At 51.7% G+C, this 15,583-nt stretch carries 15 protein-coding genes; 9 read left to right on the forward strand and 6 right to left on the reverse strand.

Features of this window, described 5'->3' with window-relative positions; translation table 11 throughout:
- Positions 1 to 602: 602 nt before the first annotated feature.
- From ACTH5D_RS13980 to ACTH5D_RS14005, 6 genes are all read right to left on the reverse strand, one after another.
- Positions 603 to 1,265 (reverse strand): nitroreductase, encoded by a 663-nt coding sequence (locus ACTH5D_RS13980; RefSeq protein ID WP_441672266.1) that lies wholly within the window; start codon positions 1,263 to 1,265, stop codon positions 603 to 605.
- 117 nt (positions 1,266 to 1,382) lie between these two features.
- Positions 1,383 to 1,844 carry a MarR family winged helix-turn-helix transcriptional regulator gene (locus ACTH5D_RS13985; protein WP_441672268.1) on the reverse strand — a complete coding sequence of 154 codons (462 nt, stop codon included), beginning with the start codon at positions 1,842 to 1,844 and terminating at the stop codon, positions 1,383 to 1,385.
- Between the two features lie 57 nt (positions 1,845 to 1,901).
- The gene (gene aliB, locus ACTH5D_RS13990) at positions 1,902 to 3,041 is read right to left on the reverse strand and encodes a cyclohexanecarboxyl-CoA dehydrogenase (RefSeq protein ID WP_441672270.1); all 1,140 of its coding nucleotides are present in this window, start codon (positions 3,039 to 3,041) and stop codon (positions 1,902 to 1,904) included.
- 70 nt (positions 3,042 to 3,111) lie between these two features.
- Positions 3,112 to 3,897 carry a 2-ketocyclohexanecarboxyl-CoA hydrolase gene (gene badI, locus ACTH5D_RS13995; protein ID WP_441672272.1) on the reverse strand — a complete coding sequence of 262 codons (786 nt, stop codon included), beginning with the start codon at positions 3,895 to 3,897 and terminating at the stop codon, positions 3,112 to 3,114.
- A 39-nt stretch (positions 3,898 to 3,936) separates the two neighbouring features.
- Positions 3,937 to 4,704: an SDR family NAD(P)-dependent oxidoreductase gene (locus tag ACTH5D_RS14000; protein WP_441672274.1), complete on the reverse strand. Its 768-nt coding sequence runs from the start codon at positions 4,702 to 4,704 to the stop codon at positions 3,937 to 3,939.
- Between the two features lie 50 nt (positions 4,705 to 4,754).
- The gene (locus ACTH5D_RS14005; protein ID WP_441672276.1) at positions 4,755 to 6,407 is read right to left on the reverse strand and encodes an AMP-binding protein; all 1,653 of its coding nucleotides are present in this window, start codon (positions 6,405 to 6,407) and stop codon (positions 4,755 to 4,757) included.
- Between the two features lie 469 nt (positions 6,408 to 6,876).
- On the opposite strand from ACTH5D_RS14005, the gene ACTH5D_RS14010 reads away from it, so the two are divergent.
- From ACTH5D_RS14010 to ACTH5D_RS14050, 9 genes are all read left to right on the forward strand, one after another.
- Entirely contained in the window at positions 6,877 to 7,647 is a 771-nt protein-coding gene (locus ACTH5D_RS14010) for an ABC transporter ATP-binding protein (RefSeq protein ID WP_441672278.1), read from the forward strand.
- A gap of 62 nt (positions 7,648 to 7,709) precedes the next feature.
- Positions 7,710 to 8,402, forward strand: a complete 693-nt coding sequence (locus ACTH5D_RS14015; protein ID WP_441672291.1) for an ABC transporter ATP-binding protein — start codon at positions 7,710 to 7,712, stop codon at positions 8,400 to 8,402.
- Between the two features lie 113 nt (positions 8,403 to 8,515).
- Complete coding sequence (locus ACTH5D_RS14020) at positions 8,516 to 9,736, forward strand: ABC transporter substrate-binding protein (RefSeq protein WP_441672280.1); 1,221 nt, start codon at positions 8,516 to 8,518, stop codon at positions 9,734 to 9,736.
- Positions 9,737 to 9,798: 62 nt separating this feature from the next.
- Complete coding sequence (locus tag ACTH5D_RS14025; RefSeq protein ID WP_027959500.1) at positions 9,799 to 10,686, forward strand: branched-chain amino acid ABC transporter permease; 888 nt, start codon at positions 9,799 to 9,801, stop codon at positions 10,684 to 10,686.
- Between the two features lie 59 nt (positions 10,687 to 10,745).
- The gene (locus tag ACTH5D_RS14030; protein WP_441672293.1) at positions 10,746 to 11,699 is read left to right on the forward strand and encodes a branched-chain amino acid ABC transporter permease; all 954 of its coding nucleotides are present in this window, start codon (positions 10,746 to 10,748) and stop codon (positions 11,697 to 11,699) included.
- 57 nt (positions 11,700 to 11,756) lie between these two features.
- Positions 11,757 to 13,724, forward strand: a complete 1,968-nt coding sequence (locus ACTH5D_RS14035) for an AMP-binding protein (protein WP_441672283.1) — start codon at positions 11,757 to 11,759, stop codon at positions 13,722 to 13,724.
- Positions 13,725 to 13,772: 48 nt separating this feature from the next.
- Positions 13,773 to 14,543, forward strand: a complete 771-nt coding sequence (locus ACTH5D_RS14040; RefSeq protein WP_441672285.1) for a 3-hydroxybutyrate dehydrogenase — start codon at positions 13,773 to 13,775, stop codon at positions 14,541 to 14,543.
- A gap of 33 nt (positions 14,544 to 14,576) precedes the next feature.
- Entirely contained in the window at positions 14,577 to 15,032 is a 456-nt protein-coding gene (locus tag ACTH5D_RS14045; protein WP_441672287.1) for an FAS1-like dehydratase domain-containing protein, read from the forward strand.
- Between the two features lie 24 nt (positions 15,033 to 15,056).
- Positions 15,057 to 15,458, forward strand: coding sequence for a MaoC/PaaZ C-terminal domain-containing protein (locus tag ACTH5D_RS14050; protein WP_441672289.1), 402 nt, complete (start codon positions 15,057 to 15,059; stop codon positions 15,456 to 15,458).
- Positions 15,459 to 15,583: the final 125 nt, after the last annotated feature.

Genomic DNA, 15,583 nt, shown 5'->3' on the forward strand with positions numbered 1-15,583 from the left:
CCTACTCGACGGCTACGGGTCTGAGCGCACGATAAATTTTGAATAGCCACTTACTGCTGAGCGCTCATGGTCGAGCGTATGGAGGGTCAGACGACGATCCTTTCTCTGATGTAAAACGTCCTTGATCAGTAAATTTGGGTTCTAGTATTGAAGATATTGAGAATGAGTATCTCTATGAGAGTGGGCCCAAACACTTGCTTCGCCTAGGCCTACTAAGAAAAAATTATGGAAGCGTTAAGAAAGGTCAGCAGCCCGACTTTGATCCAAGGCAAGGTGATTTTAAACACCAAGTTGAGATATCGCAGCTTGGTCGAATGTTGCTCAAAGAAATAGGTATGCCTACTGCTTTCGATATGGAACATGAAAAGTCTTAAGTTAAATGACTGAATCGCCCCAGTTTCATAGCCATCCTCAGAGCTGCTTTCATATCCCTTATGTTACAAAAGAGCAAACACTCAAGACAATTTGCGAACAAGCCACCTAATTTATCGGCTAGTCGATAATGCACTGGAATAAAGAAGTACTGTCCCGATTGAGCATGTCTAGTGCTCGACGGAATGCGATCAATCTGATTAAGTTGGGGCTCTAGAACAAGGCCAAATTCAGTGAAAAGTTACAAAGCCATCAATATCTTCACGTTCAGTGATAAAGGCATTTTCTGGTGCATCGCTGTCTTCGTAGCCCAGTGAAATACCGCATAGTAAGAGTTGGTTTTCATCCAGCTTAAGCTCGTCACGAATAAGGGAGTGGTGCCAAGCAAAAGCAGCCTGAGGGCAGGTATGCAGCCCTTGGCCACGGGCGGCCAACATTACACTTTGAATAAACATGCCGCAGTCCATAAAACTACCGGTTTCCAGGCGACGATCCATCGTGATGAAAAGCCCCACGGGCGCATCAAAAAAGTGAAAATTCCGCCGCGCCTGGGCTTCGCGCTTGGCTTTATCTTCGCGGCCGATGCCAAGCGTGGCATAGAGCCCAAAGCCACAGCGACGACGACGCTCTAGGTAGGGTTCAAACCAGTTTTGCGGGTAGTAGTGATACTCGGGTGTATCGCTTTTGCCGTGATCAACAGCGTCTAATAACTGCTGACACAGCTGGTCTTTAGCGGCACTCGCCACCACATGCACCTTCCACGGCTGGATATTGCTGCCGCTGGGCGCGCGGCTCGCAATCTGCAATATGTGCATAATCGTTGCGCGATCAACGGGGGTGTCGAGAAAACGGCGCACCGATTTGCGGCTGGTGATGGCGGTATCTACATGCATGTGGCACTCCCTATAAGAGTTGCGCGGCGCTTTGATGCTTGTATGCTGCGCAAATTGGAATGGCGTTATTGGGCAAACAAGTGATAGCGGCTCTCTTCCAGCGATTGGAAGGCTTCTTCACGTGTCATTTGCATTGATCGCCGTATGTTCTAGATCGTGCTGAAGCTTGTTGAGGTAGTGCAATAAGCTAACCGTTTCATCAAAAGAGAAACTGCCGAGCCCGTCACGGTAGAAATCATGAATAGAGGGCTGCAAGCTCTCCCAGAAGGTTCTACCTTGTTCTGTCAGTAAAATAATACGTGCGCGCTTGTCATCAGGATGGGGAATTCGTTCAACATGCGCATCGCGCTCCAAGCGCTTCAACACGCCGTCTAGGCTTTGTCGGCTAACCACCAAGTAATCGGTGAGTGCATTGAACGAAATGCCCTTCTCAAATCCTTTCCGAGACAGGGCTCCCAATACTGCCCATTGCACGGTGGTTAGTCCCACCTCACTGACCGTCTGCTTCTGTAAAATGTTATTAACCTGAAAAAGGCGGAAAAAGAGTCGGTTGGCGACGCTTTTGTCGTCTTGAGTCATTCCAAGAAACTCCTATCCTAAAAAGCGGCGCCAGAGTGAAGTAAACCACTGCTGTGGTTACCGAGGCACTGACTGACGCGCAATAATATTTTTCATAATTTGTGCCGTGCCATCACCAATCTGCAAACCCAACACATCACGCATACGTTGTGAAAAAGGCAAGTCTTCGCCCCAGCCGGTATGACCGTGGGCCAGCATACACTGCTTAATAACGTCGAAGGCCAGTTTTGGTCCCCACCATTTGTTCATAGCAGCCTCGGTGGTATGAGGGCGATCGCCGTCTTTTAGCCATAGGGCGTAGTAACACTGCAATCGCGCAGCTTGAACATAGGTTTGGTATTCAGCAAGAGGATGAGTTAACCCCTGAAAGGCTGCCAGTGGCTGACCGAAGGCTTCTCGCTCATTGAGCCACAACCACGTTTCATCAAGAGATTGCTGAGCAACGGCCAGGCACTGTAAACCAATCAGAGCACGACTGTAGTCAAATCCCTGCATGACTTGCTTAAAGCCTTGACCCTCTCTGCCTAGCATATGGTCAGCTGGCACGCGCACATTGTCGAAGAAAATCGAACCACGGCCAATAGCACGCTGTCCCGAATCCTCAAATCGGCTGGTGGTAATGCCGTCCAGTCCCATAGGTACCAAGAAAGCGCTGATGCCGTTGGCGCGTTGCTCTTGAGTACCGGTACGAGCAAAGACAACCGCTACATCGGCCTGATCTGCCATGGAGATAGACGTTTTTTCGCCGTTGAGAACGAAGTGGTCACCTTGTCGAGTGGCTTTCAACTTAAGGTTGGCAGCATCCGAGCCACCGTGGGACTCGGTGAGTGCGATACAACAGATCGTACGCCCGGCAGTGATGCCGGTAAGCCACTCGTTAGCAAGTTTTGGTTGCGCATGACTAGCGATGATTTGCCCGTTGAGTGAGGCCAGCAACGGGAGGTATCCAACGTTGAAATCACCGCGTGCAATCTCTTCAACGATTACGCCGCTGGTCACGCAGTCCAGGCCACAGCCTCCATACTCTTCGGGTAATTCGCCACCCAAGCAACCCATCTCGCCCAACTGCTCAACTATTTCACGCTCAATGTGTGCGTCTATCTCACGTTGTCGATAGCGGGGTGCCAGCTTGTCGGCCGAAAACTTGGCCACGCTCTCGCGGATAGCGTCTTGCTGTTCGGTAAAGGCAAAGTTCATGTCATCTCCTTATATTTTCTGAAGCCCTAGCCCCTAATAGCGACGGCGCCTGCCCAATGTTTTAAAGGCATCATTTGTTGTAGCACTTACGGAATTCAGGTTTGCGTTTTTCCTTAAACGCGGCGACGCCTTCTCGAGATTCCTCTGTGTCGTAATAGAGGCTCAGTGCCTGCATACCCAAGCCTCCAATCCCCGCGATGTTCTCGCTGTCTGCATTGAAGGAGCGCTTGGCGATGGAAAGGGCGGTGGGGCTCTTTTCAAGAATCTCATCGCACCATTTGCGCACTTCTTCGTCGAGTTGTTCTGGTGGTACTACAGCGTTAACCAAACCCCAATCCAGCGCCTGCTTGGCGCTATACTTGCGGCACAGATACCAGATCTCCCGAGCGCGCTTCTCACCGATGACGCGTGATAGATAAGCGGTACCGAAGCCAGGATCTACTGATCCTACTTTAGGTCCCACTTGGCCAAAAATGGCGGTCTCGGAGGCGATGGAGAGGTCGCAGACAACATGTAGAACATGGCCGCCGCCGATGGCAAACCCATTGACCCGGGCAATAACCGGCTTGGGTACTTGTCGAATCAGTGTCTGTAACTCTTCAACGGGCAGACCAATAATTCCACGGCCATCGTACTGACCCTCATGCGCGCCTTGGTCACCGCCGGTGCAGAACGCTTTGTCGCCTGCGCCAGTGAGCACGATTACGCCGATTGACTTGTCCCATCCCGCGCGGTTGAAGGCGTCGAGCAACTCCATGCAGGTTTGACCACGAAAGGCGTTGTAGCGGTCAGCACGGTTGATGGTGATGGTCGCAACTCCATCGGTGACGTCATAGAGGATGTCTTCGTAATTCATGTTGAACTCCTGAAAAAAGGTAAATCGAGGCGGCTGCGGTTAACCCGCCATGGTGAGACCGCCGGAGACACTGATTACTTGGCCAGTTATGAAACTAGCCTCGTCGCTGGCGAGCAGAGTGATGATGCCTGGGTAGTCTTCGGGCTGGCCTATGCGACGCATGGGTACCGCATTGCGGAAAGCTTCAAGCAGTTTTTCAGGATCCCGAGCGGTGTCCGCAACACCTTTAAGTAGTGCGGTGTCGGTAGGTCCGGGGCAGACCACATTGAGGGTGATGTTCTTGCTCGCGAGCTCGCGTGCCAACGTTTTACTCAGCCCAACGAGACCTGCCTTACAGGCGGCGTAGACAGCTTCGCCTGAAGACCCGACACGTGCAGCGTCAGAGGCGATATTGATCACACGGCCGCCACCCCCCTCTACCATCTTAGGCAGTACCACATGGTGCATGTTGAGAGCACCTGTCAGGTTGACGGCAATTAGGGACTCCCACATCGCAGGCTCAGTCTTGAGGAAAGGCATAAAACGGTCGAAGCCAGCGTTGTTAACCAACACTGTGGGTGTGCCTAAGTCTTGCTCAATACTTGCCACCGTGGTGACGATGGCGTCGTAATCAGTAATGTCGGCGGCATAAGCCTTTGCATTGCCATGGCTGGTTCCGATCGCGTTAACGGTCGCTTGAGCCGCCTGTTCGTCACGGTCAAGTACCGCCACCTTGGCGCCATGTTCTGCGAATCGCTTACATACGGCTCGCCCAATGCCACCTCCGCCGCCGGTTACAATAACGGTTCTACCTTTTAACCCTTTCATGTTGTCTCTCCAATTGAGGTTGAGGGAATATGGGGCTCGGATGAGCGGGATCAGATGCCATTAGGAGCGTTGGTTGCTTGCTCGCGCAGTTTGAATTTTTGAATCTTGCCGGAGGGGGTTCGTGGTAGTTCGTCAACCACCTCCAGGAATTCTGGGTAGTACTGGCGGGTCATCTTGCGTTCGCTGAGAAAAGCACACACCTCTTCCAGGGTCAGAAAGTCCACGCCCTCCTTGAGTGTCACGTAAGCCACCAGACGCTCACCAAGACGCTCGTCTGGTTTACCTACCAAGGCCAGCGTTTGAATTTTCGGGTGTTGATATAGTGTGTTCTCGATGTCGACGATGGGAATGTTTTCACCGCCGCGGATGACAACGTCCTTGGAGCGACCAGTAATACGTACGTAACCCTGGTCGTTGAGACGCGCAAGATCTCCCGTCGCAAACCAGCCTTCTTCATCAACTCCATAGAGTTCTGGTTGCTTAAAGTAGCCAACGAATAGACTGGCACCACGTACGTATAAGAGGCCTTCCTGCCCAGGGGGGAGCGGGTTGTCCTCAATATCGGTGACTTTGAGCTCCATGTAAGGAAGCGGCACCCCATCGGTATGTATTGCGAGCTCTGGAGCATCATCAGGCAAAGTTGTGGTCACTGCGCCGTTTTCAGTCATGCCCCAAGCAGACAGAATACGGGTGGGCAGGTTTTTGGCTGCTTTTTCTACCAGCGGGCTTGGAATCGGAGCACCGGCACATAGGAAAAGCTTCAACGATTGCAAATCCGGACCGTGTTTCAGAGCGTGTTCAGCAATATCGGCGAGGAAGGGAGTCGAGCCAAGCATTAGACTAGGCTGCTCGGTGGCAATAATTCTTACCGCTTCATCAGGTAACCAGGTGTCCTGAAGCACTACTGTAGCTTTGAGGTAAATAGGCAGCAGAAGGCCATACAGAAAGCCCAACTGGTGTGCCAGTGGGGAGGGCATGAAGACCGTATCGTCTTCTCCCAGAGCAAGTCGCGAAGCGAAGGGGCGTATATGGCTCATTAAAGTATTAGAGGTATGCATCACGCCCTTGGGCTTACCGGTAGTGCCCGACGTATAGAGCACTTGTACCACGTCATCACCGGACAAACGGCGGGCCGCGAAAAGGGCTTCTGTATCAGCTTCGTTTTCCCAGGCGCGCTCCAGCAGTACCTTGTCAAAGCTATCTTCTTCTTCACTGCCTATTACCAGTACATGCTTTAAGGTCGGCAGCGATTTCTGTAGGTCATGCGCCATGGTGGCATGATCGAAGTTGCGGAAAACTTTGGGAACAACCAACACTTTGCTTTCGGCCATGCTAAGCATGAACCTTAATTCGTGTTCGCGGAAAATAGGCATCAGTGGATTGAGTACAGCGCCAATGCGAACACACGCTACGTGCAAGGCGGTCATTTGCCACCAGTTAGAAAGTTGGCAAGAGACAATGTCGCCTTTCTCTACTCCCAAGCCAGCAAGGCCCGCAGCCATGCGAGTGACTTGCCCATTTAGTTCTCGATAGCTGAGCGCAGTACGGCTGCCGTCAGCCATTCGATAGGTAATGATGGCCGTTTTTTCCCCCATAGAGGCCACGGCCTTGTCCAGATAGTCAGCAATGGTCATGTCATTCCATGCGCCTAGCGCCACCATCGCCTCTCTTCGCGCAGGCGTCATATTGGTATGAATAGCCATGCAACCTCCTGAAAAATAGTTGTTATTTGTTTGTTCTGGCTTTTAATTGGCCCCGCTGTACACGGCGCCTTGGAAGAAAGTTAGGCCACGATGAAATTTATGTCAATATGTTGTCTTTTATTTTGTTTAAAATAAGCTTAAAACCACAGTTATAGATAGCTTCTGTCTGGAGACGAGACAATGCATTGACATTTATTGTCGAGATCAAGCTGTTAAGCGGTTAATGGCGGTATTGCGAGGTGTTAATCATCAAAAGCAGTCGTCTAACGTGATGTGGTGTCGGTCACTTCACGTCAATACAGAGGTTTTTGCATCATCTAGTTGACATTAAATTTTGGTGAATAAATCAAATATGAGGTTTTAAAGGGGTTTCAAAAAATTTATATGTATACATGTTGACATAATTTGATATGACTCTAGACTCATTCAACAACCCTGACGAATGTCCAATAATCACAAAGGGGGCGTGATGAGCAGCGCAATTCTTGAAGTACGCGATCTAACCAAGCAGTTTCGTGGTTTCACTGCCGTGGACAATATTGATCTGCATGTAGAGGAGGGGCATATCCACGCCTTGATTGGCCCCAACGGGGCCGGCAAGACGACCGTCTTCAACCTGCTTACGAAGTTCCTGCCGCCCACTCGAGGCGAGATTCTCTACCGCGGTAAGCCGATCACCGGCATGAAGGCTAACCAAATTGCCTGCTTGGGTCTGGTGCGTTCCTTCCAAATATCTGCAGTGTTCGCGCATATGACGGCGCTTGAGAACGTGCGCGTAGCGCTGCAACGCAAGTTAGGTACCTCTTTCCACTTTTGGAAATCCGAGAAGAGCCTTGACCACCTCAACGATCGAGCCCTTGAGCTGCTTGATGAAGTCGGTCTGCGAGAGTATGCCAACGTGCTTACTGTGGAAATGCCCTATGGCCGCAAACGGGCGTTGGAAATAGCTACCACATTGGCATTGGAGCCTACGGTAATACTTCTCGACGAGCCTACCCAAGGCATGGGTGCCGAGGACGTTGACCGTATTGTTGAGTTGATTCGTCGTGTGGCTAAGGGCCGCACGGTGCTGATGGTAGAGCACAACCTCAGTGTGGTTAGCCGACTTTGCGACCGTATCACAGTGTTGGCCCGTGGAGCGGTGCTGGCCGAAGGGAACTACCAAGAGGTCTCGCACAACCCACAGGTGCGCGAAGCCTATATGGGCAGTGAAACAGTAGAAGAAGGGGGTAAGACATGAGCCTATTAGCTGCAACGCCCCAGGATATCGACCAGCACAATCAAGGCCATAAAAGCCCCGAGATGCTTCGGGTCAGCGACTTGCACGCTTTCTATGGCGAATCTCACATTCTCCATGGCGTTAATTTCGACGTAAAGCGAGGCGAACTGGTCACCCTGCTAGGTCGTAACGGCGCCGGGCGCAGTACCACTCTTAAAGCAATCATGAACATGGTGGGGCGACGTACTGGCTCAATTGTGATCAGTGGTAACGAAACCCTTGATATGAAGCCCCACCGCATCCCGCGATTGGGTATCGGCTATTGCCCCGAGGAGCGTGGCATTTTTGCCAGCCTTGATGTCGAGGAGAACCTAATGTTGCCGCCTACAGTGCGCTCTGGCGGCATGTCTCTCGACGAGATCTATTCGATGTTTCCCAACCTTTACGAGCGTCGCCGCAGCCAAGGCACTCGGCTTTCTGGCGGCGAGCAACAGATGCTGGCTATGGCACGCATTCTGCGCACCGGGGCGAGGATGTTGTTGCTCGACGAAATTACTGAAGGGCTAGCGCCCGTCATCGTCCAGGCTTTGGCCGAAGTACTGGTCAAACTTAAGGAGCGTGGCATGACCATTGTGCTGGTAGAGCAGAATTTTCGCTTCGCAGCACCGTTGGCCGACCGCCACTTCGTGATGGAACACGGCCGCATCATTGAGGAGATCAAAGCCGCCGAGCTGACCTCGCGGCGCGATCATCTCAATACATTGCTGGGTGTCTGAATATTGCTGACTAGCTTGGTTCAAACGCGTTGCTTAATCATGCGTGGACGTACGTTGGCAAAAACGATTAGTAACAACAACAAACGCCTCATGCCGAGGCAAAGGAGACACAAATGACCTTTACTAAGAAGACTCTCACCACCGCCGTTGCCTTGGCAGCCACGGCTGTTCTGGCAAGTTCAGCCCATGCAGACATTAGCGATGAAAAAGTCGTTATTGGCTACATGGATGACATGAATGGTCCGTATAGCGATTTAGCTGGTCCCGCTGGCCTTACCGCTATCGAGATGGCGATTGAAGATTTCGGCGGCTCGGTGAATGGTAAAGCTATTGAGCTCATCAGCGCCGATCATCGCAATGATGCTGCTGTTGGCTCGAATTTAGCTAGGGAATGGATGGATGAAGAATCCGTCGACATGATTACCGGTCTGAATGCATCATCGGTGGCCATCGCGGTTTCCAAGCTTGTAGAACAACACAATAAATTTGCCATGATAACCACGGCAGCTGCAGACAGCATTACTGGCGAACACTGTACCCCCAACCATGTTCACTGGGTCTATGACACTTTTGCCGTGTCAGATGCTGCGGCCAGGGCCATTGTGGAGCAGGGGGGTGAAACATGGTTCATGATGAGTTCCGACTACGCCTTCGGCCACGCCATGGAGGCTGCTGTGGAACAAGCCGTAGTAGAAAGTGGCGGCACAATTGCGGGTAAAATTCGCCATCCTTTTCCTACCGATGACTTCTCATCCTATATTCTCCAGGCACAGGCTTCAGGGGCACAGATCATCGGTTTAGGAAGTGCAGGTTCAGACCTGAGAAACGCAATCTCAACCGCTTATCAATTCGGAGTGCCTCAGAGCGGCCAAACGCTGGCGAGTCTTATGGTTTTCATCACCGACATGAAGTCGGTGGGGCTGGATGTCGCCCAGGGAACCCAGTTTGTAACCGGCTGGTACTGGGATATGGACGATGAGTCACGCGAATGGGCCGAGCGCTTCTACGAGCGCGTGGGGAGCATGCCAACCATGGTGCAGGCGGGCAACTACTCTGCTGTCACCAATTACCTAAAAGCCATTGAGAACACGGACAGCGATGATCCTGCTGATGTTCGTACCTACCTCATGGAGAATCCCATCGAAGACTTTTTCTCCCGCAATGGACGTCTGCGCGAAGATGGTCGCATGGTACACGACATGTTCTTGGCTAAAGTAAAGTCGCCCGCCGACTCATCAGGTGAGTGGGATCTATTCGAAATTATCACCACCATTCCGGCAGAAGAGGCTTTCCGTCCACTCGAAGAGAGCCAGTGTGAGCTGGTTAATAATTGAGTAGAAACGGAAATGGTGGCGGCTTAGGCATAGGCCGTCGCCACTGACGGGAGGTTGATACCATGACGATGATATTCGGGGTGCCGCTGGCGGTGTTCATGGGCCAGTTGATGCTGGGCCTAATCAATGGCGCCTTTTATGCTCTGCTGAGCCTGGGGTTGGCAGTGATCTTTGGCCTGCTGAAGATTGTCAATTTTGCCCACGGAGCCATGTACATGCTGGGCGCTTTTGCGACCTTGCTGGGCTTGCAATACCTAGGGCTCAACTATTGGGCGGCCCTGCTACTGGTACCACTGATTGTGGGTGGTCTGGGCATGTTGATTGAGCGCTTTTTATTGCGCCGCATTGCCCATCTTGACCATCTTTATGGACTGCTGCTCACCTTCGGCCTGGCGTTGATCTTTGAGGGAGTACTGCTCAACTTTTTTGGTGTCTCTGGATCTAGCTATCCCACGCCAGCGGCCCTGCAAGGCGGTCTCAATTTAGGCTTTATGTTCTTACCCACCTATCGCGCCTGGGTGCTAGTGGCTGCCATTGTCGTCTGCCTATTCACTTGGTTCATGATTGAGCGTACTCGCCTCGGGGCGTATCTGCGCGCTGGCACCGAGAACTCGGCGTTGATGCAAGCCTTTGGGGTTAACGTGCCCCAAATGATCACTCTCACCTATGGCTTTGGTGTGGCGCTTGCCGCCTTCGCCGGGGTGCTGGCCGCGCCGCTCTACCCAGTGTCGCCCATAATGGGCGCTAATTTACTAATCGTTGTCTTCGCTGTAGTCGTCATCGGCGGTATGGGCTCGATCCTTGGCGCGGTGATTACTGGCCTAGCCATGGGTTTGATCGAGGGTCTCACCAAGGTGTACTACCCCGAAGCTGCCAATACGGTGATCTTCTTAGTGATGATCCTAGTACTGCTAATTCGTCCTGTCGGCCTGTTCGGCAAAGAGGCATGACCATGACCAATATAAACATTAACCATACCAACGATGACAATAATGCTTTTACCCCCAGCATGAAATTTCACCGGCGCGCTCACATGCGACGCAATGCACTTTACTTAGCACTGATTGCCATTGGGCTCGTCGCACCTTTCGTGGCCTATCCGGTATTCTTAATGAAGGTATTGTGCTTCGCGCTATTTGCCTGCGCATTTAACCTGCTGCTCGGCTATGCAGGTCTGCTTTCCTTTGGCCATGCAGCCTTTCTTTCGACCGGTGGCTATGTCACCGGTTATCTGCTGGCAAGCTACCCGGGCCTTACCCCAGAGTTAGGCATTCTGGCAGGCACTGTTGCGGCATTAGCCATAGGCGCGATATTTGGCGCAATTGCGATTCGTCGTCAAGGAATCTATTTTGCGATGATTACCCTGGCGCTATCCCAACTGGTTTATTTCATCTTCCTGCAGTCGCCTTTCACTGGAGGTGAGGATGGCCTGCATGGAGTTCCGCGCGGCGAGCTGTTTGGCTTCATTAGCCTGAGTAGCAATTTGGCGATGTATTACTTTGTATTCGCCATCTTCTTAATCGGTTTTGCCATCATACAGCGCACTGTTCACTCCCCCTATGGGCAAGTATTAAAGGCGATTCGAGAGAATGAGCCGCGCGCGGTATCACTGGGCTATAACGTTGATGCCTACAAACTGCTTGCCTTTGTACTGTCAGCTGGGCTTGCCGGGCTAGCGGGTTCCACCAAGACGCTGGTGTTCCAACTCGCTTCATTGACCGACGCGCACTGGCACATGTCCGGCGAGATAATCCTGATGACACTTTTAGGCGGGGTGGGCACTCTATTCGGCCCAGTGGTAGGTGCTGGAATTGTTGTCAGCTTGCAAACCCAGTTGGCGCAATCCCCCTTGGGTAATTGGGTGAGCGTTATTCTCGGCATAATTTTCGTGCTCTGCGTATTGAGTTTCCGCAGCGGTATTGTCGGTGAGATCCAGAAGCTGGTGAAGAAAAACTTCAAGTAACCGCGTATATCGGCCGGTTTCGGTGAGCTCGATTTGATGGAGCAGGAGAACAATACAATGAACAAACAAGCTATTTGGACACCCGATAATGCTTATTGCAAAGCGACGCGTCTGCAGCAGTGGTTAGACGAGCTGGGAGTCAAAAGTTATGACGAATTCCTGAGCAGGAGCGTTGGTGATATTGCCTGGTTCTGGGGGGAGCTAGAGCGAAAGATGAAGGTTGAGTGGCGTAAGCCGTACGCCTCGGTCATTGATGATCCAGCAGAAATCATACATCCAAACTGGTTTCCAGAAGGGCGCCTTAACATTATCGACACGCTTCTCGAACGCTGGGCGACAAGTCCCGAACACGCCTCAAAAGAGGCGCTTATTGCCCAATCCGAAGATGGCAGTGAGGTACGTTATAGCTATGCCGAATTGGCTCAGGAGGTAGGGCGCTGTGCCGAGATGCTGCGTGGACTGGGTGTAAGCCGAGGTGATGTGGTGTCCCTTTATTTGCCGATGATTCCCCAGGCGATTATCTGCATGTTGGCATCAATTCGCCTCGGTGCCATTTATGCACCTGCATTTTCAGGTTATAACGCCGATGCTTTGGCGGTGCGCTTGAAGGATTCAGGCTCACGTATTTTGATAACGGCTGATGGTTACTACCGCCGTGGCCGATTCATCGACATGAAGTCCAAGGCCAATGAGGCCATTGCGGAAGGAAGCTCTGTCGAGACTCTCATCGTCATTAATAATGCCAATTCAGACATACCCCTACTGGCAGATCATGAGCATGACTGGACATCGCTAATGACTTCCACCGCAACGAGCGAACCGCGAGAGCCAGCTTGTGAAATGGCTAGTGACGATCCTTTGCTGCTTATTTATACCTCGGGAACATCAGGTAAGCCCAAGGGAGTGGTGCATACCCATGGGGGAATACCACTCAAGGCGGCGTTAGATTTAGGGATCTGTATGGATCTCGGCGAGGATGACACCCTCTTTTGGATCACCGACATGGGCTGGCTGACGGCACCCGTAGCTGTTTTTGGTACCTTTATGAACGGTGCCACCCTGGCTATCTATGATGGAGCACCCAACTACCCGGAAGATGATCGGCTGTGGAAGCTGGTCGAGCACTTCGACGCAACCCATGTGGGCATCTCGCCAACCTTTACCCGCAGCTTGATGAAGAGTGACATTCAACCCACGCGGCTCGGGGAGCGTGTTCGCCTTTTCCTATCGACCGGCGAACCTTGGGATGATGAAAGCTGGCACTGGCTCTTCGAGACGGTTGGTAAGCACCGCGTGCCCATCATTAATTATGCCGGGGGCACTGAGATTGGCGGTGGCATTCTGGTTAATGTGCTGATCAGACCAATAGCTGCATCCTGCTTCAACAGCCCAATGCCAGGTATGGACATCGCTGTCGTGAATCCTGATGGGGAACGCGTCGTCAATGAGCTAGGCGAGCTGGTGATCAACAAGCCATGGGTCGGCATGACGCGAAGCTTCTGGAAGGATGATGTTAAGTATCAAAACGAGTACTTTTCTCGATGGTCGGGGCGCTGGGTACACGGCGATATGGCGATTGCCTATCCCGACGGCATGCTGGAGATTCGTGGCCGCTCGGACGACACCATGAATGTTGCCGGTAAACGAGTAGGCCCAGCTGAAATCGAGGGTGCAGTACTAGCTTCTCCGGCTGTAGCGGAAGCTGCGGTAATCGGTGTGGCGGATGCAATGAAAGGCGAGGTGCCGCTGTGCTTCGTAGTATTAAAGCGGGAAGCCGAGAAAGAGGGTATTGAGTTGATTCTCAAGACCCTGGTGGGCGAAAAGTTGGGTAAGGCATTTGCCCCTCGCGACGTGTTTGTGGTGGACGAATTGCCCAAAACCAAGAATGGAAAGCTCTTACGACGTGTAGTTCGCAACGCTTTCATCGGAAAAGAAGTGGGCGATCTTTCCGCGTTAGAAAGCTATGCGGCGGTGGATAATATCAGCCGCCTTCGTGAGCTCAATGAGATCTCAGGGAAAGCCTAAAAGCCGAGTGAATCCCAATTCCGTGATTTAGGTGAAAGAGGAAAGGTAATGGGTAACAGAAACAACGGTGAGCGAATCGTCGTAATTACCGGTGGGGCTAGGGGTATCGGTATGGCGATTGCCAGGGCGTTCAGTGATAACGGCGATCAGGTGATGATCTTCGACCTGGATAAGGAAACCGGAGACGACACGGCAAGCAAGCTTGGAAATGCTTTTGCCTACATGGTTGATATCACCTGTGAAGAGTCTGTAATAGCGGCGCTGAATAGTGTGAACCAGCAACACGGTGTTGTTGATGTCCTGGTCAACAACGCTGGGATACAGTTCATAAGTCCGGTGGAAGAATTTCCCTATGATCAGTGGCAGAAATTGCTGGGCGTGATGCTTTCGGGACCATTTTTAATGACCAAACATGTGGTCGAGGGGATGAAGCAGCAAGGCTGGGGGCGGATTATCAATATTTCGTCGGTGCATGGCATGACGGCGTCACCCTATAAGTCAGCATATATAGCAGCCAAACACGGCGTGATTGGATTAACACGAGCAGTCGCCTGTGAGACTGCAAATCAGAGGGTGACTGCTAATGCCATACTCCCAGGGGCAGTGGAAACCGAGCTTTTGCGTAATCAGCTTGGCAAGATAGCTGAAGAAGAGGGGATCTCTATAGAACAAGCTTTGAGGCAACATATACTCTCTAAGCAACCTATTGATCGCTTAATTGATGTTGGAGAAGTCGCGGGACTGGCCCTTTACCTAGCATCAGATGCAGCCGGCGGAGTTACAGGTGAAGCAATTCGTGTAGCGGGAGGGTGGCGTTGATCACCCCGCAGCTTAATCGTGAGGCGGATGGTCATGATGCGATTTAACGAGCGTTGGTTGGCATTGGAAGGACACAATTTCCCTGATTTTAAGGCAAAAATTGAGCGCGATCGTGTGTTCCGCTATCTCGACTTCCTGGGGCACAAAGGAGAAGAGCGGTGGCGGGGGAGTGTTTGTGAAGATATCGGGTCTGCCTTGCCCACGTTTCCTTTTTCGCTAGAGATGGAGGCTGGCGTTGTTGTTGCCATGGCGAGCCTTCTGCAGGTCGAGGCGAGCTGCTTGCTTCATGGGGAGCAGGCCTTCACTTACCACAGCACATTATGCTGTGGTGATCTTGTTACGGTGAGATCTGTGCTAAGAGATGTGACCTGGAAGCCGGGCAGCCAAGTCTGTTTTTTCGGGAAGGAAAGCCACTTTCTTGTTGAGGAGCGTTTAGCGGTTAGTATTCGAACCGTCTACGCGATCAAGGCCTCCGAGACGAATGTTTGATGCTTTGATGGAGTGGGCGCTGGTATGAAGAGTGAAAAACGATTGAATACAGCATGGTTGCGCGAGATGCATAAAGGAGAGCTCGAGACCTATGCAACGCTGTCTGGGGACTTAAATTCCATACATTTAGACCATGCGCAGGCTGTGAAAGCTGGTCACTCTGGGATCATTTGCCATGGGATGCTCTCCATGACCGATATCGGTAACTGGTTGATTTATGAAATGAAAGGGTCGCGGTTGGTAGCTTATTCATGTCGATTCGTTGCTCCGATGAACGTTGGCGCTCAACTAAAGGTATCTGGTGATTTCACGGAGCAGGTCACTGTCAAGGGAATTCAAGTAGCTATCAAAATCGTCGCAGAAGACTCCGAAGGTGAAGTCAAAGTTACGGGGCGTGCAGTGTTCCAGAAGCCGTTATCTAAATAAAAGTAATAATTCTGGCCCTTATTAACAAAACTTAATTGTAATGCCAATTAAGATATTTAAAAAATCACGCAATGGCTTATGCAGAACTCGCTGATTTTCGGGTTCATGAAGTTCAAGCATTCTAG

It is taken from the genome of Halomonas sp. (genome assembly GCF_052095695.1).
GTDB lineage: Bacteria > Pseudomonadota > Gammaproteobacteria > Pseudomonadales > Halomonadaceae > Vreelandella.